This is a genomic window from Ralstonia sp. ASV6, assembly GCF_016429285.1.
Lineage (GTDB): Bacteria > Pseudomonadota > Gammaproteobacteria > Burkholderiales > Burkholderiaceae > Ralstonia > Ralstonia flaminis.
Map to the genome: position 1 here is coordinate 1 of NZ_JAELUI010000090.1, position 22918 is coordinate 22918.

A 22918-nucleotide genomic window follows, 5' to 3' on the forward strand; every position below is an offset into this window, starting at 1 on the left:
ACTGCCGGCCAACGCGTTCCGCTTCGTGCTACCCAAGGGGGCAGACGTTATCAAGCAGTAACGCGTGCAGGCCGGTTTTCGACAAGGAGACCGACCATGCCTTTGCCGTTCACCACATCGCTGCAGCGTGCGGCCATCGTTGCAGCAGCGGCGGCGGTGTTTGCGGGATGTGCCTCGACAGGCGTATCCCGTTTCGATGTTGATTCGTTCCTGACCGCGCCCGACACCGTGCTGGCCGAGGCGTTGGTCAACAAGGATTTCCTGCGCGCAACGGAGCTATCGAACGCCGAGTGCAGTGCCCTGGTAAAGGGTCATGCCGGCCAAGTCGTGCCGATTCAGGCACCGGCTGATCCACGCATGCCGCAGGCATCGGCTCGCCAGCCGTTTGTGATCCAACCGCCGGGCAGCGAGAACGTCTGGTTGCTGCTGCGCGGGGCTGAAGGCATGCAGTCGTGCCATGGCCCGCTGCCAGCCAAGGAGTTCATGGGGCTGGTGCAGCGCGCATCGAACTGAGCGCGCAGCCAACCGCTCACGCATGGGCCGCCTTCATGTCGGCAATGAAGGCGGCCAGCAGGTCGTTGCGTCGTGCATCTCGGCGTACCACCATGTCGAACGGTACGTCGTAGCGCATCGCCGCCGGTGCAAGCGGGGCCAGCAGGCCCTGCGCCACATAGGGCGCTGCAAAGTGTTCGGGCAGATAGCCGAGGTGCCTGCCCGAGAGCACCAGCATCGCCACCGCTTCCATGTTGTCCGCCACCGCTGTCACTAGCCGCTCGGCCGGTGAGCCCGCTGCCTCCGGTAGCGGATAGCTGCGCCACGCCCATGCGTGGGTCAGGGCCTCTTCCGGTGACACGTTTCCGACCTTGCTGAACAGCGGGTGCCCCCGCCCCGCATACGCAAGCTGCGTCTCGTGAAAGACCGTGGTGTACTCCAGCGCCGGTACGCGATGCCAGAAATAGCCGATGGCCATGTGGATCTTGCCGTCGAGCAACAACCCTTCCAGCTCGCCCGGTGGCCGCACCGACACCGTGAAATGCACCGACTCATCCCGCTGGCGAAAGCGCTCGATGGCCTGGCTGATGCGCGCGTTGGCGTTGACGGGCGCGTGGCCGATCAGCCCCAGGTTGAGCGTGCCAACCAGCGTGCGCCCCACCTTGCGCGCCTCCGCGCTGAACGCGTCCAGCGCTGTCAGCAGCTTGCGTGCCGAATCCACAAACTGTTCGCCACGTGCGGTTAGCCGGAAGCCACTGCGTCCGCGCTCGCACAGCCGGTAGCCCAGGCGCGTCTCCAGCGTCGAGAGCTGCGTACTGATGGTCGATTGACCCACATTGAGCGTGGCCTGCGCAGGCGTCACGCCACCTGCATCCACCACGGCCAGGAAGACGCGGATCAGCCGCAGATCCAGATCAGAGGGTTGTCCCAACACTGTGATTGATACATCGATTGAGATCGATGTTTGGTTTTCGGATTTCGCATTCTACGCAGCAAAGCCATCGGCAAGAATGCGTGCTATCTCCACTGATCGCATCGCCGTAACGCGATGTGACGAATCGACTGCCATGAACGACCGCGCCGAATTTCTCCAGCCGATGTCCGGCAACGCCATGCCGCGCTTTGGCGGTATCGCCACCATGATGCGGCTGCCCGCCGCTGAATCGACCGCCGGGCTGGATGCCTGCTTCGTGGGTGTGCCGTTCGATCTGGGCACGTCCAACCGCAATGGCGCGCGCCTCGGGCCTCGCCAGATCCGTGCGGAATCCGTACTCCTGCGTCCGTACAACATGGCCACGCGCGCCGCGCCGTTCGATTCGCTGCGCGTGGCGGACATTGGCGACGTGGCGACCAATCCGTACAACCTGCACGACTCCATCGGCCGTATCGAAGGTGCCTACCGCGAGATCATCGCCAGCGGTTGCCGCCCCATTGGCCTGGGCGGCGATCACACCGTCACGCTGCCGATCCTGCGCGCCATGCACGCCAAGTACGGTCGTATCGGCTTGATTCATGTGGACGCGCATGCCGACGTGAACGACACCATGTTCGGCGAGAAGATCGCGCACGGCACGCCGTTTCGCCGCGCGGTGGAAGAGGGCCTGCTCGATTGCAACCGCGTGGTGCAGATCGGTTTGCGTGGCACCGGTTACGAGGCAGAGGATTTTGACTGGTGCCGCCAGCAAGGTTTTCGCGTGGTGACGGCCGAAGCGTGCTGGCACCAGTCGCTCGTACCGCTCATGGAAGAAGTGCGCGCACGCGTGCAGGGCGGCCCGGTCTACATCAGCTTCGACATTGATGGCATTGACCCCGCCTATGCGCCCGGTACCGGCACGCCCGAGATCGGTGGGCTGACCGTGCCGCAGGCGCTGGAGATCGTGCGCGGCGCGCGCGGGCTCGACATCGTGGGCGCGGATCTTGTTGAAGTCTCGCCGCCGTACGACCCGTTTGGGACGACTGCGCTGTTGGGCGCCAACCTCGCGTTCGAGCTGCTGTGTGTGCTGCCGGGCGTCGAATATCGCGCCTGACGTATCGACCAGATAGCGCCCAGACCGCGTCCATAAAAACAACGAGGAGACACGATGACCACCCCCCAACCTGTTGCCCAGCCGCGCAGCGCCGCGATGGCGTCTTTCATCGGCACCACCATCGAGTGGTACGACTTCTACAGCTACGCCACCGCCGCGGCACTCGTCTTCGGGCCGCTGTTTTTTCCGGGCGAGAACCGTTTGCTGGGCCTGCTGGCTTCGTTCGGCTCGTTTGCCATCGGTTTTCTCGCACGGCCGATCGGCGGCATGTTGTTCGGCCGCATTGGTGATCGCCTTGGCCGCAAGCGCGCGCTTATGGGCACGCTCACGTTGATGGCGATTGCGACTGTGCTGATCGGCTGCTTGCCGACGTACGCGCAGGCTGGCTGGATCGCGCCGGTAGCGTTGGTGGCGCTGCGCGTGCTGCAGGGCATTGCCGTCGGCGGGGAGTGGGGCGGGGCAGTGCTGTTGGCGGGCGAGCATGCGCCCAAGGGGCGTCGCACGTTCTTTGCGTCGTTCGCGCAACTGGGCAGCGCGGGCGGGCTGATTCTCTCGATGCTGGCGTTCTCCGCCGTCAGCCGACTGGAGCCGGATGCCTTCATGGCGTGGGGCTGGCGGCTGCCATTTCTGGCCAGTGCTGTGCTGCTGGCGGTGGGTTTCGTGATCCGCATGTCGGTCAATGAGTCACCGGAGTTCGAGGCGATGCAGGCGGCCGGCGACGTCGCCAAGCAGCCGCTGGCCGAAGCCCTCAAGGCGTGGCCGCTGATTGTGCTGGCCATTGGCGCCAACGTGTACGGCATCGCGGGCGTGTACTTCAGCAACATCTTCATGATCTCGTACGCCACGCAATACTTGCAGCTGGATCGCGCGATGATTCTCGACTGCATGTTCTGGGTGGCGGTGCTGCAGTTCTTCGTGCAGCTGGGCGCTGCGTACCTGGCCGACCGCTTTGGTACGCGCCGCATGCTGACGATGCTGGCGGCCTTTGCCATTGTTGTGCCGTTCATCATGCTGCCGTTGGTGCGCATGGGGCAGCCGGGTACCGTGTTTGCGGGCGTTGCCATCGCCACGCTGGCTGAATCGGGCTACTACGCGATCATCGCGGGCTTTGTCACCGGAATGTTTGCGGCGCGCATCCGCTACACGGCAATCTCGCTGTCGTACCAAGTGTGCGGCGCATTTGCCGGCGGCCTCACGCCGCTGCTGGCAACCGTGCTGGCGGACCAGTTCTTTCCTCAGTGGTGGCCGATGGCGGTGTTTTATGCGGGATTTGCGGCGCTGTCACTGGTATGTGTTGTTTGGATTGGCCGGCGCCAGCCGGCGGTCACTGAGTCGCCCCTGCGGGTGCGCGCTGCCTGAATCGGTAGGGCGGGTCCGGCTCCAGAGCGGTTTCTGCGACAATCCCTTGCATGAACGCTTCTGCTTCTCTCTTCCCGGACGCGCCCGCCCACATGCCGCTGGCCGAGCGCCTGCGCCCGCATTCCGCCGATGATGTGATCGGCCAGCAGCACTTGCTGGGGCCGGGCAAGCCGCTGCGCGTGGCATTTGCTTCCGGCGAACCGCATTCGATGATCCTCTGGGGCCCGCCAGGCGTGGGCAAGACCACGCTGGCACGGCTGATGGCTCACGCCTTTGATGCCGAGTTCATCGCGCTGTCGGCCGTGCTGTCGGGTGTGAAAGACATCCGCGAAGCCGTCGAACGCGCCGAGCAGTTCCGCGCCAACGGCCGTCGCACGCTGGTGTTCGTCGATGAGGTCCATCGCTTCAACAAGAGCCAGCAGGATGCCTTCCTGCCGCACGTGGAAAGTGGGCTGTTTACCTTCATCGGCGCGACTACCGAGAACCCATCATTCGAGGTGAACGGCGCGTTGCTGTCGCGTGCCGCGGTGTATGTGCTCAAGAGCCTGTCGGACGACGAGCTCAAGCAGTTGGCTGAACGCGCGCGCCAAGAGCTAGGCGGCCTGGAGTGGACGCCCGCCGCACTCGACGCCATTGTTGCCTCCGCCGACGGCGATGGTCGTAAGCTGCTCAACAACGTCGAGATCGTCACGCGTGCCGCGCGCGCGCAGGCCGAAGGCGACATCGCCCCGGTGATCGACGAGGCGCTGCTGGCATCTGCACTGTCAGAAAACCTGCGCCGCTTCGACAAGGGTGGCGATGCCTTCTACGACCAGATCAGCGCGCTGCACAAATCCGTGCGTGGCTCCGATCCGGATGGGGCGCTGTACTGGTTTTGCCGCATGCTCGACGGCGGTGCCGACCCGCGCTACCTTGCCCGCCGCATCGTGCGCATGGCGTGGGAAGACATCGGCCTGGCCGACCCACGTGCCGGGCGCATTACGTTGGATGCGGCCGAGACGTATGAGCGCCTCGGCTCGCCGGAAGGGGAGTTGGCGCTGGCTCAAGCGGTGATTTACCTGGCTATCGCACCCAAGTCCAACGCCGGCTACAACGCCTACAACGCGGCGCGCGCGTTCGTCAGCCAGGACAAGTCGCGCACCGTGCCCGTGCACCTGCGCAATGCCCCCACCAAGCTGATGAAAGAACTCGGCTACGGCCACGCCTACCGCTACGCCCACGACGAGCCCGAGGCCTACGCCGCCGGTGAAACCTACTTCCCCGATGATCTGCCCGCGCAGAACTGGTACGTGCCGACGCCGCGCGGCCTGGAAGGCAAGATCGGCGACAAGCTGCGGCACCTGCGCGAGCTGGATGCACAGTGGCATGCGGAGCAGGGCAAATCCTCCCGCAACAAGTAAGACCCGCTGGCCGGTGCGATAAAATCGGCTTTTTCGATCCTTCGGATCGTCCGCAATCCTCGGCTTCTTCTCCCCACCATGCTTGATATCCAACTGCTGCGCAAAGACATCGACGCCGTCGCTGCGCGCCTCAAAGACCGCGGCTACGTGCTCGACGTGGCAGGCTTTGCCGCGCTCGAAGCGGAACGCAAGGCCATCCAGACCCGCACCGAAGAGCTACAGGCTCGCCGCAACAGCCTGTCCAAGCAGATCGGCATGCTCAAAGGCAAGGGCGAGGACGCATCGGCCGTGATGGCCGAGGTGTCCGGCATTGGCGACGAGTTGAAGGCTTCGGCCGCGCAGCTCGACGTGGTGCAGGCCAAGTTGCAGGATCTGATGCTGTCGATCCCGAACGTGCCGCACGAAAGCGTGCCGACCGGTCGCGACGAAACGCAGAACGTGGAAGTGCGCCGTGAAGGCACGCCGCGCGCGTTCGACTTCCCGGTCAAGGATCACGTGGATCTGGGTAGCGCGCTGGGGCTGGATTTTGACGCGGGGGCCAAGCTGTCGGGCGCGCGATTCACCGTCCTCAAGGGGCAGGTGGCGCGTCTGCATCGTGCGCTTGCGCAGTTCATGCTCGACACGCACACGCTGGAGCACGGCTACACCGAGGCCTACGTGCCTTACATCGTCAACGCCGCGTCGATGCGTGGGACTGGCCAGCTGCCGAAGTTCGAGGAGGACCTGTTCCGCGTGCCGCGCAAGATGGGGCACGGCGCTGAAGATGAGGCGGGTGAGCACGTCGAGAACTTCTATCTGATCCCGACCGCCGAGGTGCCGCTCACGAACCTCGTGCGCGACGAGATCGTCGCTGCAGATGCGTTGCCGATGATGTTTGCCGCGCATTCGCCTTGCTTCCGTTCCGAAGCCGGCTCGTACGGCAAGGACACGCGCGGCATGATCCGCCAGCACCAGTTCGACAAGGTCGAGATGGTGCAGGTCGTACAGCCCGAAACGTCGTTTGCCGCGCTGGATGCCATGACGAACTGCGCGGAAAACATCCTGCGCAAGCTCGAACTGCCGTTCCGCACTGTTGTGCTCTGCACGGGCGACATGGGTTTCGGCAGCACCAAGACGTACGACATTGAGGTGTGGATTCCGGCGCAGAACACGTACCGCGAAATCAGCTCGTGCTCGAACATGGGCGACTTCCAGGCGCGCCGTATGCAGGCCCGCTTCCGCAATGCGCAGGGCAAGCCGGAGCTGGTGCATACGCTCAACGGCTCGGGCCTCGCCGTGGGCCGTACGCTGGTGGCCGTGCTGGAGAACTACCAGAACGCGGATGGCTCGGTCACGGTGCCGACCGCGCTGCGTCCTTACTTGGGCGGCCAGGAAGTGCTGAAACCTGCAGTTTGATGGAAGTTGCGTCGCCCTCTTGATATGGGCGGCGAAACTCTGTTATAGTCGCGGTTTCGCGATTCAGCGACCCAGTTACCGGAGAGGTGGCAGAGTGGTCGAATGTACCTGACTCGAAATCAGGCGTACCGGCGACGGTACCGTGGGTTCGAATCCCACCCTCTCCGCCAGCATGTCCAGCGCTCCCGTCAAACGGAACCTGGTTCGAACAAAGCCCCGCCAATGGCGGGGCTTTGTCGTTTACGCGTTCTCGGCGTTACTCCCGGGTGGCGCGTTGGCGGTCCCGCCCAATTCAGCCACTCATCGCCCCCAGCACGCTCATGATTTCCTCTGCGAGCAACAGGCTCGCAAGGCCATGTCCGTGCTTCTCTCGGCGGACCAGGGACAGGGCGTTCTTGCTGAAGGCCCGGTCGCGGATCTGCCGGTAGGTCAGCAGCTCCTGGCGATGCTCCTCTGCAATGTCGAATCGGCTGAGAAACGCAATGCCCTCGCTCGCGGCAGCCAGGCGCTTCATCGTCTCGATCGAGTTGGTTCGGAAGGCCGGCTCGACGTCCAATCCCGCTTCTGCGAACGTATCTGCAACGATGCCGTGCATCAGCATGGACCGGTCTGCGAAGATCAGCGGATACGAAGTGCAGAAGGCCAGCGGTATCGATTCCATGCGCGCCAATGCGTGCTTGGTTGAGATCACCGCCCCAAGGCTCGTATCCATTTCCCACAGGCTTTCGAGTTGCGGCGAAGGCGGCAGGTTAAAGCCGAGGCCCAGATCGGCTTCCCCGCTGATGAGTGCATCCGCGATTTCGCGCGTGGACATCACGCGGATCGAAATCTGAATGTGCGGGTGGCTCGCACAGAAATTCGTCGCAGCGGTGGAGGCGATGCCGCTGGCCAGGCCCGTCACCGTTGCGATGATGACTTCGCCTTTCTGCAGCGTCTTGAGATCGCGTATCTCGGCTTCAACCTGACGGTATTCGAGGATGGTCTTACGCACGTGGGCGAGGAGGATCTCCCCCGCTGGCGTGGGCCGCAGCCCGCGCGGCAAGCGCTCGAACAGTGGCTCGCCGATCTCCTCTTCCAACTGCAGCAGGTGCTTGTTGATCGCCGATGGGGCGATGTGCAGCTTTTCTCCTGCGGCACGGATCGAGCCGGAACGAGCGATCTCGTCGATGTACCGCAGCAACCGTGAATGCAGCATGCGAGCCCGCTCCTAAGGTTGGATTGAGCGTACTCGAAAAGTGCACACTCCGTGCGAAAAACGCTTCTTTTTGGAAACGCTGACTTCGGTCTTAATGGCACCAGTCGCAGCCGCAAACGCGCGTTGCAGTGCGGCAAAGACAGATCCAAACCAATTGAGGAAGCGTCAATCATGTACCAAGAAGTCAGCGGACGAGGCGTCACGGCGGCAGGCACAACGCAGAGCGAAGTCGATGCCCACTATGACCAGGTGAGAGCGATCTTTGATGTGCTCAACGGCAAGAAAGAGGCCGATCTTCTCCTGAAGAATCTGAACATCCTCGATGTGCATAGCGAGTCGGTGTATCAAGGGTCCATCCTCGTCTACAACAAGCGCATCGTTGCGTTGAACCCCGACGAGACGGCCATCAAGGTGCGCGAGGTGTTTGATGGCGAAGGTCTCTATGCCATTCCGGGTCTGATCGATGCGCACGTTCACTTCGAAGCCCAGTTGGCGCATCCGGCCGCCTTTGCTGAGGCCATCGTCCCCTGCGGCACGACCACCATCTTCTCGGAATGCCTCGACTTCGTGAGCGCGGCGGGCGACGAAGCGGTGCAGGCCACCGAGCAACTGTTCAAGCACCACGAACGCCTGCCGTATCGGGTGTTTGCCTTTGCGCCGGGCAAGAAGACGTCTGTGGAAGTGACCGACGCCTTGCTGAAGATGGACCCGGTGATCGGCCTGGGCGAACTGGCGCATCTGACCTACAGCGTGGGCAACGACGACGACTTCCGCAAATCGGCCCTGGGGCGCGCCAAGGGCGGCTTCATGAACACGCACTGGGGCGTGACGACGCTGTCGGACATGATGCTGAACTACATGCCCGCGATCGGCGCCTTTGCCAACCACGATGTGTGGAAAGAAGACGATATCGAGAAAAGCGTGCGCTACGGCCTGCAGACGCAAATCAAGTTCGGCGTGGGCAGCCCCGAAGTGATCAAGATCATGCTGCGCGCCATCGTCAAGCGAAAGTGGCCTGCCGAGAATTTCCAACTCTGCGCCGACAACATCTCAGTCGACCGTCTGCTGACCAAGGGCCACATGGACTGGATCGTCTCGCTGTGTGCGGAGATGGGGATCGAGCCGATCAAAGCGATCAAGATGGCGACGCTCTACACGGCGCGCGCATTCCGCATGGACAACAAGTTCGGTTCGCTCACGCCGGGCCGCTTCGCCGATATCGTGCTGACTGACAGCCTGTCGAAGATCAACCCGCGCTTCGTCTTCAAGGACGGCGAGCTGGTGGCCAAGGATCGCAAGCTGCTGAAGCAGGCCGACATCGATTACTCCGGCATGGTGAAGAAGGCGGTGCCGGGTCTGAGCGACCTGACGCCAGAGCAACTGGACATCGTTCCGCTGGAAATCTCGGCAGATGGTCAGCAGGCGAAGGTGTACCTGTTCGACGTCTACGGTCGCGGCCACGAAAAGTTCTTCCAGGAAGTATGGGTGCCGTACCGCGATGGCACGGTCGTTCCTGAATTCGGGGGCGTCAATCTCAACCGCATCTCGGTTGTGCAGCGTTACGCGAAGGGCAAGCGCCACGTCGTCAATGGCCTGTTCAAGGGCGTGCATATCGATCGGGGCGCGGTGGCGACGTTTTGGCCGGCACCCAAGGCGTACTTCGTTGCCGTGGGGCAGGACAGCACGGAAATGTGCCACTGCCTCAAGGAGGTCGACGGCTATGCAGGCGGCTGCGTGGTCACCGAGAACAAGCAGGTGAAGGCCGTGCTGCCGCTAGAGATCTATGGCGTTCAGGCCAACATGAACCTGACCGAACTGCTGGCGGCAACCCGCGACATTGACGCCTCCCTGGCGGCGATGGGCAACCACAACGAAGGCGAGCCCGTGGTGAACAAGCTGCTGACCTTGTTCATCTCGCTCGACCGCTTTGGTTTCATGGTTTGATGAGGCACCGATAGCAAAAAGCGTATCTGCCGGGGGTTAGACCCCGGCGGCCTGGGGAGCAAAGAACAAAAAGCGGCGACCGTCGTCGACAGTCACGAACGGCACCGTACAAGGCGGGCAGACAACGGAGGGACAACCATGGCACACCACGCAAGGGAAGCGGAAGTCATTGATACCGGCAGCCTGACACGGCGCTGGTTCACATACGTCGTTGGTATTTACATACTGACCCTGGGGATCAGTCTGGCCATCCGGGCCGGCATCGGCATCTCGCCGCAAAGCAGTCTCACTCGCACCATGACGCTGGTGTACCCGCCGCTCAGCCAGGGCACGTACAACTTCATGCTCGAGCTGTTGATGCTGCTCCTTACGTATCTGGTCGCGCGCAAGGAGTTCACGGTGAAGAACTTCGCGGCGTTGATCCCGGCATTCGTGCTGGCGACGTGCCTGGACTTGAACCTGCTGCTGACGAAGTCGATCGGGGTCCAGGACTACTACATGAAGTTCCTGTTGCTGGTGTTTGCTGATGCGTTGCTCGGGTTCGGCCTGTTCTTGATGATTCGCGCCAACCTGGTGCTCATGCCGATCGACATGTTCGTCAACACGCTGTTCAAGCGGACCGGCTTCAAGTGGGGTGACATCAAGACGAGTTTCGACTGCACGCTGCTGATAATCAGTGCGGCAATCGGCTTCGCGCTGCTCGGTGGCCCCAAGTTCATTCGCGAAGGCACGTTCATGAACGCGATTTTGGTGGGGCAGTACATCAAGCTCTATTTCTTTCTGTTCCAGAAAATCAAGACGGCGGTTTCGTCCTACCAGCAAAGAGCGCTGGAACATCGAACTTACTGATCCCGGAACCCGGGGGATGTGATCACCCGCGCGCCGCTTGTGGCGCGCCCTGCGGTACCTGATCAGCAGCCGCGCGACAGGCTTCGACTCCTGTCCTGAGCGCTTTCGGCTGCGCCTGCCATGACCCCAATTTTGAGACGTCGAACACGACGTCGGGGGTCGCTCGTCCTTAGAAAAAATGAGAAGAGGTCACACCATGCTGAAAAAAATCTGCTGGATTGCCGCAACCATCGCCGCGATGGCGATCGGCGCTCAGGCACACGCGCAATCCAGTGTGCAGTTGTACGGAATCGTCGATACCTGGGTCGGCGTTCAGCGGTACCCGGGCAAATCTGCCGTCTGGCAAGAAGGCGGTGGTGGAATGTCGACTTCATTCTGGGGGGTCGGTGGCAAGGAGGATCTGGGCGCCGGCTATAAGGCCATTTTTGCGATCGAGGGATTCTTCCGCCCACAGAACGGCGCCTCCGGTTCCTTCAACGGTGATCCGATGTTCTCGCGCAACGCCTATGTTGGGCTCTCGACCCCCGCAGGCACGATCACGCTTGGGCGTCAGAGCAGCCTGCTATATCTGCAGGCGTGTCAGTTCAACCCGTTCTATGCGTCGTTCACGTTCTCGCCGACCATTGTCCAGATGTACGCGGGGCTGGGGACGTATCCGGCGTACAAGACGGACCAGGGGATCATTGGCGGCACCGCCTGGAGCAATGCCGTCCAGTACGCCACACCCGAACTGCACGGTTTGACCGGTCGCGCCATGTACGCGTTCGGCGAGAGCGGCACGGGCAATGGCAGCAAACAGTATTCGGCGCAGCTGTCTTATCAGAATGGTGGTTTCGCCGCTGGCGGCGTGTATCAATACGCGAACTTCAACTCCGCAGCGGGTGACCTGAACGGGTTGATCAGCGGATTGCACAGTCAGTCAGCAGCCCAGTTGGCTGCGTCGTATGAATGGTCGGTCGTCAAGTTCTACGGCGAATACACGTACACGAACAACAACGTGATCAACAAGAACTTCCACGTGAGCATGTTCGAGGGCGGCGTGACGATTGCGCTCGGCACCGGCAAGGTGCTCGCTGCCTACGCCTACTCACGCGATTCCGGCGGGCTCAATCAGACGCGCGGGACTGCGTCGCTGGGGTACGACTATCCGCTGTCCAAGCGCACCGATCTCTACGCGGTGTATATGCTCGACCGCTTCTCCGGGATGTCGTCGGGCGAGACTGCGGGCGTTGGGATTCGCGCCCGGTTTTAGGAAGGACTCGCCGCTCCGTCACAATGGGAAAAGCCCATTGGCCGTGAGACCAAAGGGCTTTTCGTTTGTCCTGCGTTGTGATGAATCTGGCTGGGCGGCGCTACAGCTTCTCAGACGCGACGTGCTTGGCCTGGGGAAGCGGATTGCTGTCGAAGTGCGAGCCCGCGGGAAGCTCCGAGAGATGATGAATCTTCGGGGCTCGGTGCGTGTCTGGCCCATCCTGCGGATCGAGGAACGACATTGCCGTGCGCCGCCGCAACACATGCGAATCACGCGATTGCGCTTGCGACTCGCGCCACAGTTCGGCAGTGAACTTGAGTCCAGCGCGCAACGCGTGCGCACTTTCCTGCTTGCCCTTGCGTTGATCGGAGACGCGCTCGATGCCTTTCTTGACGACCTCTTCCAAGAAGGTGATCCGCGCACGGTAGTAGTCTGCATGCATCTGCGCGTCCATCACGCGCTGTTCCGCCTGATACAGCTCCATGCGCAGCTCGTTCAGCGCACGCTCAGCCTGCTTCTCCGGAGAGGGAGCATGGTTCATCGCCCAGTGTGCAATCCATCGCAACATGGTGAGGCCCTCCTGTCTTGCAAGTGGTCATCCACTTGTTTGAAGGCATCGATTGCTGCCGCGCGCGTTGATCGGAAGCGATCGTCTGCTTGCAAAACAGACTACCAAAAAAAATCACGACGGTTGAGGATGATTGCAAACACGCCTGTTGCGAAAAGGTGGCATGGTCCTTTTGGGGGAGAGGCGCGCGGCGGATGTTCTGGTCTGATAAGTGTTTGCCTCATGCCGAAGCCGCTGCCACGGCAGGTTCGGCGGCAATGCAACCGATTGCGCTAAGCGCCAAGCCGGTTTGCGAGCTCTTCCATGTCAGTCACGTTACAGTCGAACGTCGGATCCGGCGTGACATCGACGGCAATACCCGGCCCGAACTCCAGCGGCCGCGCGATGAATGCCGTCCGAAAACCCTGTGCACGGGCCGCCACCAGATCGTACTTGTGCGATGCGACCATCATGATTTCGTCGGGTGCCACACCCAGCGAACGGACGGCGAGGGCATAGACCTTCGGGTCGGGTTTGAACGACTGCACGAGTTCGCCCGTGAGGATGGCGTCAAAGGGCAGGGCCCCATGCCGCGCAATCCGGATCACCGAAGCCATGCTGCCGTTCGAGAGCGCCGCCGTTAGATAGCGAGAGTGCAATCGGCTGAGACCGCGCTGGGTATCCGGCCAGGGGCGCAAGCGGCTCCAGGTTGTGTTGAGCGCATCGCGGTCTTCCGCGCTGACCTGCTGGGCCCACGGGTAGTCGGCCAGCAGCGTATCCAGTGCTTCGCGATAGATCGTGTCGGTGGAAATCCAACCCCGTTCCCCGGCCAGGAACGCGTCCATGCCGGCGCGGTAGCCTGCACGCCAGCGCGTGATGACTTCCGGCCAGTCGGCATCGAACTGGCGGCGTGCCGCCAACGTTTCGCCGGCTTCGATGAGCGGCGTGGTGAAATCCACCAGCGTGCCCTGTACATCAAAGCACAGCGCTTTCAATGAAGACGGATCGAAGGTCATGCGTGGCTCCCTGGAAACACGCGCGGCAGGTTTAACGGAACCGGTACGTGAGCGATGCCATGGCCGTGGTCTGTTGGCGGCGCTGCGTGATCGGGCTGTCGGCGGCGTCTCCACGCAGGCGCGCCACGGTGAGCGAGCCGTTGGCGGTCCAGCGGTCATCCAGCTTGCACGTGATGATGGCGTTGAAGTGGATGTCGCGCACACCAGCGTGCGTGGCGAACACCGGCAGGCCTGACGCCGCGCTTTGGCCCCCATCCACGCCGAAGAAGGTGCGCATGTATTGGCCGTTGGTCCACGACACGCCGGAGCCGAGGCTGAAGAGCCAACGGCCGAGCGGGGCGCTGGCGTACACGTCGGCATTGGCGATCAGGCCCTGACGGTTGCCCAGGATGTCCTGCTCGGCGTCGGTGGAGAGCGTCAGGAACGACACGGTGTATTGCGCGAACGCCTTGGCGCGCACCGTGGCGTTGACGTTGCCCAGACCATTGAGGCGCGCGTCGTCATGCGCATGGCGCCAAGTCGGATCGAACTGGAAGTTGCCACCCACCTGCCACGTGTCGTCGTTGGCGAGGTAGGCGCCCAGGAAGTCCATGCCCTTCGAGAAATACCGGTGCTTGTACTCGATCTCCTGATCGATCCACGGGAATACGAAGCTCGATTTCGCGCCAGGGTATTTCGGTGCCACATAGACGGACGGGCCGACGGCGATGCTCCAGTCGCTGGGTTCCGCGCCAGCGGCGGGCGTGGTCTGGGCTGCGGCGATGGAGCCGGTCAGGGCCAGCAGGCAGGCAAGCGCGAAGCGGGGCAGAGCACGCAAAGAGAGCATGGAATCGAGCAGGTGAGCATCAAGGAAAAAGCGGTGGGCACGCCATTCTAGTGGAATCATCCGTACGGTCGATGACACTGCAAACGTTGGCTCAACCGGGTAGTGGAGGCGACGTTACATTTGTCACCGGCGCGACATGGGCAGGTCGCCGCGCAGACATACGGCGGGCATAGCGTGACCGGGCCGCCTCATGGCGGTATCCCAGAGGAGAATCCCGTGTCCCCGAAGAAACACCTCGCTCTCGCTGTGCTCTCCACGCTTGCATGTGGCCTGTCTGCGCATGTGTATGCCGATGACGATGATGCGCGCCACGCGCACGCCAAGCATGTCCTGCTGATTTCGGTCGATGGTCTGCATCAGTCCGATCTTGACTGGTATGTCGGCAACCATCCGGGCTCCACGCTCGCGCGCCTCGTGCATCAGGGTGTGAGCTATCGCAACGCCCGCACGCCGTTCCCGTCCGACTCGTTCCCCGGCATGGTCGGCCAGGTAACCGGCGGCAACCCCAAGACCACGGGCATCTACTACGACGACGAATACAGTCGCAGCCTGCTCCCAGCCGGCACCTCGGCCGCCAACTGCCACACCACCAAGCCGGGCGCCGAGGTGTTCTACGCCGAGGTCATCGCCAAGGATCTGAACCGTCTCGACAGCGGCCAAGGCATCCCAGGCCTGTATGCGGATCTTTCGAAGATCTCGCAATTGACCGGCCACGCGCAGGACCTGATCGACCCGGCCTTCTTGCCGGTCTCGCCCATCACGTGCGCGCCGGTGTATCCGCATCAGTACCTGAAGGTGAATACGGTGTTTGAAGTCGCGCGTAAGCACGGCCTGCACACGGCCTGGTCGGATAAGCACGCGGCCTATGAAATCCTCAACGGCCCGAGCGGCCAGGGTATCGACGACTTGTTCGCGCCCGAGATCAACAGCTCGGTAACCGACCCGTCGCTGCCCGGTGGCCCCGGCCCGGACTGGACCAAGGACAACACCAACACGCAGCGCTACGACAACTTCAAGGTGCAGGCCGTGCTGAACTGGCTCAAGGGCCACGACCACGCCGGCAACGGTACACCGGGCGTGCCGGCCATCCTGGGCATGAACTTCCAGGCCGTGTCGACCGCGCAGAAGCTCAACACGTCGAGCTACTACCCCGATCCGTCCAACACCGCCAACAAGGTGACGGGCGGCCTGGGCGGCTACACCAACAACGGCACGGTGCCGGGCCCGGTGCTGCAGAGCGCGCTGACCTTCGTTGACAACAAGCTGGGCGAACTGGTCAAGGCGACTGACCCGTCCAACACCGTGGTGATCGTGTCGGCCAAGCATGGCCAATCACCCAACAGCCGCGCGGACCTCACCATCGTCAACGATGGCGACATGATCGACGCGCTCAACTGCGCGTGGGAAAAGTACGCCGCCACCTGCAAGGATGCGACCAAGCCGCACCTCGTCGCGCATGCAATGGATGACGACGGTATCCTGCTGTGGCTGAACGACCGCTCAGCAGCCGCGCTGCGGTTCACCAAGCAGTTTCTGCTGGGCTACTCGGGCACGGGCGTGGGTTCGGACGCCGCGGGCAACGCAACGTCCAAGCCATTCACGCAGGCCGGCGCGAGCCGCTTTGTGGTGGGTGAGGAAGTGGCCGATCTGTTTGGTGTGAAGCCGAGCGATGACCGCTTCCCCGACGTGGTCGGCATCGCACAACAGGGCACGGTGTGGGCGGGCAGCAAGCTGTCGAAGATCGCCGAACATGGTGGCTTCCGTCAGGAGAACCGCCATGTGCCGATCGTGGTCTGGGGTGCTGGCATCAACGCAGGCATCGTGGATGAGCACGTCGATACCAACCAGATTGCGCCGACCATCCTGAGTGAGTTGGGTCTCAAGCCCCACGAGCTGCAGGCAGTACAGATCGAAGGCACGAAGCGTTTGCCGCATCTGCATTGATGCGGTTTAAGCAGGCATAAAAAACGCCGGGAACTTCCCGGCGTTTTTCACAGCGCGATCGCCTTATTGCTTGGCGGGTTCAGCGGCCTTCGGTGCCGAAGCAGCATCGGACTTCATTTCCGACTTGCCTTCAGTCTTGTGTGCGGCTTTCTTGTGCGCGTGGTGCTTCTTCTCGTGCTTGGCTTCAGCCTTCGGTGCGGAAGCGGCATCGGTGGTCGCCGTCGTCGCAGCAGCAGCGGCCGGTGCGGGAGCGGCAGCCGGTGCGGACGCGGTGCCAGCTGCGAACACGGGGGCGGCAAAGGCACCAGCAACGATCAGAGCGGCCAGGGATTGAGCGACTTTCATGTGAGACTCCTTGAGGATATTGCGGGACTTCAGATACATGGATCTCGTCCCATGTGCGATCCATGCCTCCAAAAACGCTTCATACCGTGAGGGCGTGCACCGCTGTTTGTAAGCGTTCTTCCCACGATGTAAGCACGCGTAACAATGTAGAAAGCGTGTCACGCGATGTCCGTCAATCTTTGTTGAGGCGCATCAACGCGCCGATTCGCTCACCGGCGTATCGTCAGGCTTCAGGTGGACATCGGCCTGCACCTGCACCACACTGCGCGGTGATGCGCGGGTCATCCCGATGCTGGGGTCGCGCGTTGAATGGCAGTGGCGAGGGATGCATTGGGTCACGTCCCATCCCGTTACCGGGTGCGCCGCATCTTCGTTTTTTCATAAGGACAACACGATGAACAAGCTCCTGGCTGCCCTCGTGGCAGCAGTCTTCAGCGCCGGCGCATTTGCGCAGGCTTCCGCCCCGGCCGCTCCGGCTGCACCCGCCGCAGCACCGGCACCCGCCGCCGCGGCCCCGGCAGCAGGCGAGAAGAAGGCACACCACCACAAGAAGAAAAAGAAGAAGCACGACCACCGTCCGAAGATGCAGAACCCGAGCGAGTTCGGCAAGGGCGGCTAACCGGTTCACCGGTTTTTCTGCACACCAAGGCGCCGGCCCCCGAAAGGGGGTCGGCGTTTTGCTTTGGATGGTCTGCCGTGCTGGGGGCGAAATCGCGCTAAAGTCGCTTGACTTAGAGTGCGCTCTAACTTCTAAGCTCCGTTCATGACCACTTTCCTGACCATCGCCCAAGTTGCAGAAGCCACCGGCCTGTCGACGCATACGCTGCGCTACTACGAGCGCATCGGCCTGCTCGACAGCGTGCAGCGCAAAGACAACGGACACCGCGTCTTCCGTACGGAAGACATGACGTGGCTCGCTTTCCTGCTGCGCCTGCGCGACACCGGCATGCCGATCGCGCAGATGCTGCAGTACGCAGCGCTGCGGCGGCAGGGCGACAGTCTGGAGAGTGTGTCCGCGCGCCAACGCATGCTGGAGTTGCATGCGCAGGCGCTGGAAGCAGAGCTGCGTGCGCGGGCCGAAACGCTGGCCATGCTGCGCGAGAAGCTCGTCATCTACGACGGCATCCGTGCCCGCATTGCCGCCGCAGACAGCGCGCCGGGTTCCGCTTCCTCATCTCGAAAACCGAAACGCCAATCGAACGAGGACGCACATGACTCAGATCGCACAAGCCGCACCGCAAGCCGCAAACCACGCCAACCTGCATGACGAGCGCTACGCCCGGGGCTGGCAAAAGCTCAAGGAAGTCGATGACGTGGCCGGCGAGCGCGTGGTCGAGGCCATGGCCGACATCTCGCCCGACCTTGGCCGCTACATCGTCGAATTCGGGTTTGGCGACGTCTACAGCCGCCCGGGGCTGACGCTGCGCGAGCGTGAGATCGCCACCATCGCCGCGCTCACGGCGCTGGGTAACGCGGCGCCGCAGTTGAAGGTGCACATTGCGGCGGGGCTCAACGTGGGGCTCACGCGCCACGAGATTACCGAGACGATTCTGCAGATGGCGCTATACGCGGGCTTTCCGGCGGCGCTCAACGGCATGTTTGCCGCCAAGGACGTGTTTGCCGCTCACGATGCCGAGGGCGCGGTGGGCGGGTCGATGCGTCGCGACACCAGCAATTGATCGATGCGGTGGTTGTCGATGTCGAGCACTTCAATATGCAGCGGCCCGATGTCGACGCTTTCGCTCTTCTTGGGAATGCGCTTGAGCGCGTAGATGACCAGTCCGGCGATGGTTTCAACGTGGTGCTCGCCGGGCAAGTCGTCCAGATCGAAGGCGCGCTTGACGTCGCCCAGCGGCGTAACGCCGTCGATCAGGCATGAGCCATCGTCGCGGCGCACGATCTGCTCGTCTTCGCCCAGGTACAGGATGTCGCCCATCACCGCGCCAACGAGGTCGTCGAGCGTGACCACGCCCACCACCAGCCCATATTCGTTGACCACCGCACCAAAGCGCTCGTGCATCTCGCGAAACCGCGCAAGCGCCTGGGACAGGTTGAGCGTGTCGGGCAGGATCAGCAGGTTCTTGTCGTAGTACTTGCCGAGGTTGCGGATCACGGCGGACGATTCTTCCGACAGGATCTGCTGCAGGATGTCCTTCGAGGCGATGAAGCCGAGCACCGAGTCGATGTCGTCGCGGCAGACGAGGTATTCGGCATGCGGTTGCGCGATGATCTTCAGCTTGATGGATTCCAGCGGCTCGTCGATGGTGAAGTAGACGACCTCGTCGCGCACGGTCATGACCGAGGTGACGGTGCGCGATTCCAGCTCGAATACGTTTTCGATCACAGCCAGTTCGTGCTTGCGTAGCACGCCGGCTTCCGCACCGGCGCCCACCATGGCGGTGATGTCTTCGGTGGTGATCTGCTCAACGCGGTGCGTGGGCACACCCAACAGCTTCAGGAACAGATCCGCCGCGCCGTTGAATAGCCAGACCACCGGCCGCAGCAAGCGCAGGCAGGCCTGAATCGGGCCGATGATGCCCAACGCGCAGCGCTCGGGGTAGAGCACTGCCAGGCGCTTGGGCAGCAGGTCGGCAAACAGAATGAAGAGTCCCGTCACGATCATGAAACCGGCGATGCTGGCAACGCGCTCGGCGCGGGCGGCCGGTAGCCAATCACCCAGCCACGCGGCCAGCGGCCCCGATATATGGCTGTCGCCGATGACACCGGCAAGGATTGCCACCGCATTGACACCGATTTGCACCACGGTGAAGAAGTTGCCGGGCATGTCCTTGAGCTGCAGCACGCGCAGGGCGCGGGTGTCGCCGTCGTCGGCCAGCGCTTGCAGGCGAATGCGACGCGAGGCAGTGAGCGCGATCTCGGAAGCAGAGAAGAAGGCGCTGATCAGGATGAGCGCGACAAGGATGAAGGCGGACATGGTGGCGGGGCGGGCGGGCCGTTGCACTGCACGGCTGCTCGGAATGTGGCTGCGGACGATCATGGTGCAGCCGGGATCGCTTTGTCAAACCACAGCGCGAATCACGCATGCCTGGGCATACGTTAAACAATTGTCTATGCCCCAGTGTGGCGCACAGCCATCGAAAAGTGGTTTGCCGCGTACCCATACCATGGGTGATACTTGCAGCCTGGGAACATATTGTCCCGGTTTGCCTTACGGGGCCTGCGTTTGCGGGTGGCAATCCGGATAAAGAGCAAATGTTCCGTGGTGGCGCACGTATTGGCGCCTCTATCTCAGTGCCGGCACAGATCGGCCCAATGTGGACACGCAATTGGGTGCACACAGTTGCATAGGAGTGGTAGGTCATGTGGATTCTCAGCCGTGTACAACGGCGCACCGGGGGAAAGCGGGGGAATACGGCAGGGACGGTCGGACGGGTTGTGGCCAGGTTTGCAGCGTGGGTTGCGGCCGCACTTGTGTCGATGCCTTGTGTGACGCTTGCTCAACAAGCGCCTGCCACCACCGGGTCCGGTGTGTCAGGAGTTACACCTTCGCTCTCGGCCAATGCGCCGAACATCGCGTGGTACTACGGCGACAAGCCGCCCGTGGCGCAGTTGCGCGCCTTCGACGCAGTCGTTGTCGAGCCGGACCACGGCTTTGATCCATCGCAGTTCAAGACCCCCAAGACACAGTGGTATGCCTACGTGAGCGTGGGTGAGGTCACGACCGAACGCAGCTGGTACAAGGATCTGCCCAAGGCTTGGCTGTCTGGCCGCAACGCGGCATGGGCGTCGCGCGTGGTGGATCAGGCTCAGCCCGAATGGCCGGCCTTCTATGTCGATCACGTCATCAAGCCGCTGTGGGACAAAGGCTACCGTGGCTTCTTTCTCGATACGCTCGACTCGTACCAGCTCGTTGCCAAGGACGATGCTGCGCGTGCAGCGCAAGAGGCCGGCATGGTGCGCACGATCCAGGCGATCAAGGCGCGCTATCCGGATGCCAAGCTGATCTTCAACCGTGGCTTTGAGATCCTGCCGCAGGTGCATGACCTGGCGTACGCGGTGGCGTTTGAATCGCTGTATCGCGGTTGGGACCAGGGCAGCAAGCAGTACAAGGAAGTCAGCGATGCCGACCGTGAATGGCTGATGGGCCAGGCGCGCAAGATTCGCGACGAGTACCACTTGCCAGTGATCGCCATCGACTATTGCCCGCCGGCTGACCGCGCCTGCGCGCGCGAGACGGCCAAGCGTATCAAGGCGCAGGGGCTGGTACCGTACGTGACGGATCCGGATCTGTCGACCATCGGCGTGGGGCGCATCGAGGTGCTGCCGCGCAAGGTGCTGATTCTGCAGGACCGCGACCCGCGCGCCACCATCGACACCAGCGAGGGCGTGCGCTTTGTTGCCACGCCGCTCAACTTTCTTGGCTACGACGTTGAGTACGCCGACATCAACAAGCCGCTGCCCGCATCCGTGCCGCCCGACCGCTACGCCGGTGTCGTGGTATGGGTGAACACCAGCCCGATCAAGCAGGTGGCAGCGCTGTCGTCGTGGGTGCGGCAACGCATTCATGACGGTGTGCATATCGCCTTCATGAATCAGTTCGGCTTGCCGGTGGACGGCAGCATGGCCGACATGTTCAAGCTGCAACTCGTGCGTGGGCGCGCTACCGGGCCGCTGTCGGTGGTGTCGCAAGACAAGATCATGGGTTTCGAAATGGCACCGCAGCCGGAGCGCCGCGAGGCCCAGCCGATTCAAGTGGGTGCACATGGGCAGTCCCTGCTGCGTCTGAAATCGGGCAATTTCGAGTTTGATGCCGCCGCCATCACCGATTGGGGCGGTTACGTGCTGAATCCGTACGCGGTGTTCTCGATGGACACCGTTGAGCAGGCGCGTTGGGTTGTGCAGCCGATTGAGTTTCTGCGTCGCGCGCTGGCGCTGCCTGACATGCCGATTCCTGACGTGACGTCGGAGAACGGCCGCCGCTTGATGCTCGTGCATGTGGACGGCGACGGCTTTGCCTCGCGCGCCGAGTTTCCTGGCCCGGAATACTCCGGCGAGGTGCTGCTGCAGGACGTGTGGGAGAAATACCGCATTCCGACCACGCTGTCGGTGATTGAAGGGGAGGTGGGCGCAAGCGGCCTGTACCCCAAGCTGACGCCGCGCCTGGAGGCGATTGCCCGCAAGATGTTTGCGTTGCCCTATGTTGAACTGGGCACGCATACCTATTCGCACCCGTTTGACTGGAGTCGCACGGTGCCTAGCGGCATCACCGGCGATCACGCCAAGGAGGGCCCGGGTGCGGACAAGGGCGGCGGCGATACCGCTTTTGCGCTGTCCATTCCCGGCTACAAGTTCAGCCTGGACCGCGAGATTTCAGGGTCCATCAACTACATCAACGAGCGCCTGGCGCCGCCGGGCAAGCGCGTGAAGATCTTGCAGTGGTCGGGCGACTGCCAGCCGCCTGAAATTGCCGTGCGCATGACCTGGGACGCGGGCGTGCTCAACATGAACGGCGGCGATACCACCATCACGCGCGGCTCGCCGTCATGGACGGAAATTGCTCCGCTCGGTATCGACAAGGGCCCGGGGGCCTACCAGGTGTTTGCGCCCAACCAGAACGAAAACGTCTATACCAATGACTGGACCGGGCCCTTCTACGGTTTCGATCGCCTGATTGAAACGCTGCAGATGACCGACACGCCCTATCGCTTCAAGCCCATCAACATCTACTACCACATGTACTCAGGCACCAAGCTTGCGTCGCTCAAGGCCTTGAAGAAGGTCTATGACTACGCGTTGTCGCAGCCGGTGTTCCCGATCTATTCCACCGAGTACGTGGTCAAGGTGCTGGATTTCCGCAACATGGCCGTTGCCCGAGATGTAGAAGACGGCAACACCTGGGTGGTACGCGGCGATGGCGATTTGCGCGAACTGCGCTGGATGGCGCCCGGTACGCCGCGGTTGGCCGATGCGCAGGGCGTGGTTGGCTATGACAAGGCGGCCGGCGGCATCTATATCCACCTGGATGACGGTGCGGCGCGCTTTACTGTCGCGCCTGAGGCAGAACCCGCAAAGCCAGCGTACATTGCGGAAGCTGCCGCCTTCGTACGCAGTTTCGCGCGAAACGGTAATGAGTTGAGTTTCGAGGCAGGTGGCTACTACAAGCCGTTTGTTCGTCTGGCCAACGCCGGCGCCTGCCGTGTGAAGGTCAACGGCAATCCCGTCCGCACCGCCCGCGCACAGGACAACACCGTGCGCGTTGATCTGACCGGAGCTGCTGCGCAAACCGTGACCTACCAACGTGTCGATGTGGTCTGCTGACCTGACCCCGCGTGAACGGCTGCTGCCGGCCTGGCTGATCGGTACGCT

General features: G+C 62.6%; 19 protein-coding genes, 1 tRNA gene and 1 pseudogene. 14 read left to right on the forward strand and 7 right to left on the reverse strand.

The genetic code is table 11. The features are described 5' to 3' along the window. Nucleotides 1-96: 96 nt before the first annotated feature. Entirely contained in the window at nt 97-513 is a 417-nt protein-coding gene (locus tag JHD73_RS17795; RefSeq protein ID WP_199031586.1) for a hypothetical protein, read from the forward strand. Between the two features lie 16 nt (nt 514-529). Here the strand turns inward: JHD73_RS17795 and JHD73_RS17800 are convergent, their stop codons facing one another. Further along, a complete protein-coding gene (locus JHD73_RS17800) occupies nt 530-1426 on the reverse strand; it encodes a LysR family transcriptional regulator (RefSeq protein ID WP_199031587.1) in 897 nt (298 codons plus the stop codon). Nucleotides 1427-1559: 133 nt separating this feature from the next. Between JHD73_RS17800 and speB the strand changes: the two genes are divergently transcribed. The 5 genes from speB to JHD73_RS17825 all read left to right on the forward strand — a co-directional run bounded on the left by speB (nt 1560) and on the right by JHD73_RS17825 (nt 6843). After that, nucleotides 1560-2519, forward strand: coding sequence for an agmatinase (gene speB, locus JHD73_RS17805; protein ID WP_199031588.1), 960 nt, complete (start codon nt 1560-1562; stop codon nt 2517-2519). A gap of 54 nt (nt 2520-2573) precedes the next feature. Continuing rightward, nucleotides 2574-3878, forward strand: coding sequence for an MFS transporter (locus JHD73_RS17810; RefSeq protein ID WP_199031589.1), 1305 nt, complete (start codon nt 2574-2576; stop codon nt 3876-3878). Nucleotides 3879-3970: 92 nt separating this feature from the next. Next, on the forward strand, nt 3971-5278 hold the full coding sequence (locus JHD73_RS17815) for a replication-associated recombination protein A (protein ID WP_199031602.1): 1308 nt from the start codon (nt 3971-3973) through the stop codon (nt 5276-5278). Between the two features lie 78 nt (nt 5279-5356). Next, entirely contained in the window at nt 5357-6673 is a 1317-nt protein-coding gene (gene serS / locus JHD73_RS17820; protein WP_199031590.1) for a serine--tRNA ligase, read from the forward strand. Nucleotides 6674-6753: 80 nt separating this feature from the next. Further along, nucleotides 6754-6843: transfer RNA gene (locus JHD73_RS17825), tRNA-Ser, on the forward strand. A gap of 122 nt (nt 6844-6965) precedes the next feature. Here the strand turns inward: JHD73_RS17825 and JHD73_RS17830 are convergent. After that, a complete protein-coding gene (locus JHD73_RS17830; protein ID WP_199031591.1) occupies nt 6966-7868 on the reverse strand; it encodes a LysR family transcriptional regulator in 903 nt (300 codons plus the stop codon). 171 nt (nt 7869-8039) lie between these two features. Here JHD73_RS17830 and JHD73_RS17835 point away from each other — a divergent pair, with 171 nt between their 5' ends. The 3 genes from JHD73_RS17835 to JHD73_RS17845 all read left to right on the forward strand — a co-directional run bounded on the left by JHD73_RS17835 (nt 8040) and on the right by JHD73_RS17845 (nt 11913). Then, nucleotides 8040-9812: an adenine deaminase C-terminal domain-containing protein gene (locus JHD73_RS17835; protein WP_233177033.1), complete on the forward strand. Its 1773-nt coding sequence runs from the start codon at nt 8040-8042 to the stop codon at nt 9810-9812. Nucleotides 9813-9950: 138 nt separating this feature from the next. Continuing rightward, on the forward strand, nt 9951-10661 hold the full coding sequence (locus JHD73_RS17840) for a YitT family protein (RefSeq protein WP_199031592.1): 711 nt from the start codon (nt 9951-9953) through the stop codon (nt 10659-10661). A gap of 196 nt (nt 10662-10857) precedes the next feature. Beyond that, nucleotides 10858-11913, forward strand: a complete 1056-nt coding sequence (locus tag JHD73_RS17845; RefSeq protein WP_233177034.1) for a porin — start codon at nt 10858-10860, stop codon at nt 11911-11913. Nucleotides 11914-12289: 376 nt separating this feature from the next. On the opposite strand, the pseudogene JHD73_RS29165 reads toward JHD73_RS17845, so the two are convergent. From JHD73_RS29165 to JHD73_RS17860, 3 genes and pseudogenes are all read right to left on the reverse strand, one after another. Continuing rightward, nucleotides 12290-12481: pseudogene (locus JHD73_RS29165) on the reverse strand (hypothetical protein); the annotation flags it as partial. A gap of 272 nt (nt 12482-12753) precedes the next feature. Next, the gene (locus JHD73_RS17855) at nt 12754-13476 is read right to left on the reverse strand and encodes a haloacid dehalogenase type II (protein ID WP_199031595.1); all 723 of its coding nucleotides are present in this window, start codon (nt 13474-13476) and stop codon (nt 12754-12756) included. Nucleotides 13477-13507: 31 nt separating this feature from the next. Further along, nucleotides 13508-14302 (reverse strand): MipA/OmpV family protein, encoded by a 795-nt coding sequence (locus JHD73_RS17860; RefSeq protein ID WP_199031604.1) that lies wholly within the window; start codon nt 14300-14302, stop codon nt 13508-13510. A gap of 216 nt (nt 14303-14518) precedes the next feature. Here JHD73_RS17860 and JHD73_RS17865 point away from each other — a divergent pair, with 216 nt between their 5' ends. Next, nucleotides 14519-16246, forward strand: coding sequence for an alkaline phosphatase family protein (locus JHD73_RS17865; RefSeq protein WP_199031596.1), 1728 nt, complete (start codon nt 14519-14521; stop codon nt 16244-16246). Nucleotides 16247-16309: 63 nt separating this feature from the next. On the opposite strand, the gene JHD73_RS17870 is transcribed toward JHD73_RS17865, so the two are convergent. Then, nucleotides 16310-16591, reverse strand: coding sequence for a hypothetical protein (locus JHD73_RS17870; protein WP_199031597.1), 282 nt, complete (start codon nt 16589-16591; stop codon nt 16310-16312). Between the two features lie 394 nt (nt 16592-16985). On the opposite strand from JHD73_RS17870, the gene JHD73_RS17875 reads away from it, so the two are divergent. The 3 genes from JHD73_RS17875 (at nt 16986) to JHD73_RS17885 (ending at nt 18270) form a co-directional block, all read left to right on the forward strand. After that, nucleotides 16986-17210: a signal peptidase gene (locus JHD73_RS17875; RefSeq protein ID WP_199031598.1), complete on the forward strand. Its 225-nt coding sequence runs from the start codon at nt 16986-16988 to the stop codon at nt 17208-17210. Between the two features lie 144 nt (nt 17211-17354). Then, entirely contained in the window at nt 17355-17858 is a 504-nt protein-coding gene (locus tag JHD73_RS17880; protein ID WP_199031599.1) for a MerR family transcriptional regulator, read from the forward strand. Beyond that, on the forward strand, nt 17803-18270 hold the full coding sequence (locus JHD73_RS17885; protein ID WP_199031600.1) for a carboxymuconolactone decarboxylase family protein: 468 nt from the start codon (nt 17803-17805) through the stop codon (nt 18268-18270). The genes JHD73_RS17880 and JHD73_RS17885 overlap by 56 nt, the downstream gene beginning before the upstream one ends. Here JHD73_RS17885 and JHD73_RS17890 read toward each other — a convergent pair. Next, nucleotides 18216-19526, reverse strand: coding sequence for a hemolysin family protein (locus JHD73_RS17890; RefSeq protein WP_199031605.1), 1311 nt, complete (start codon nt 19524-19526; stop codon nt 18216-18218). The two genes, JHD73_RS17885 and JHD73_RS17890, sit on opposite strands and share 55 nt — an antisense overlap. 503 nt (nt 19527-20029) lie before the next feature. Here JHD73_RS17890 and JHD73_RS17895 point away from each other — a divergent pair. Then, nucleotides 20030-22870 (forward strand): bifunctional glycoside hydrolase 114/ polysaccharide deacetylase family protein, encoded by a 2841-nt coding sequence (locus JHD73_RS17895; RefSeq protein ID WP_233177037.1) that lies wholly within the window; start codon nt 20030-20032, stop codon nt 22868-22870. Nucleotides 22871-22918 lie beyond the last annotated feature (48 nt).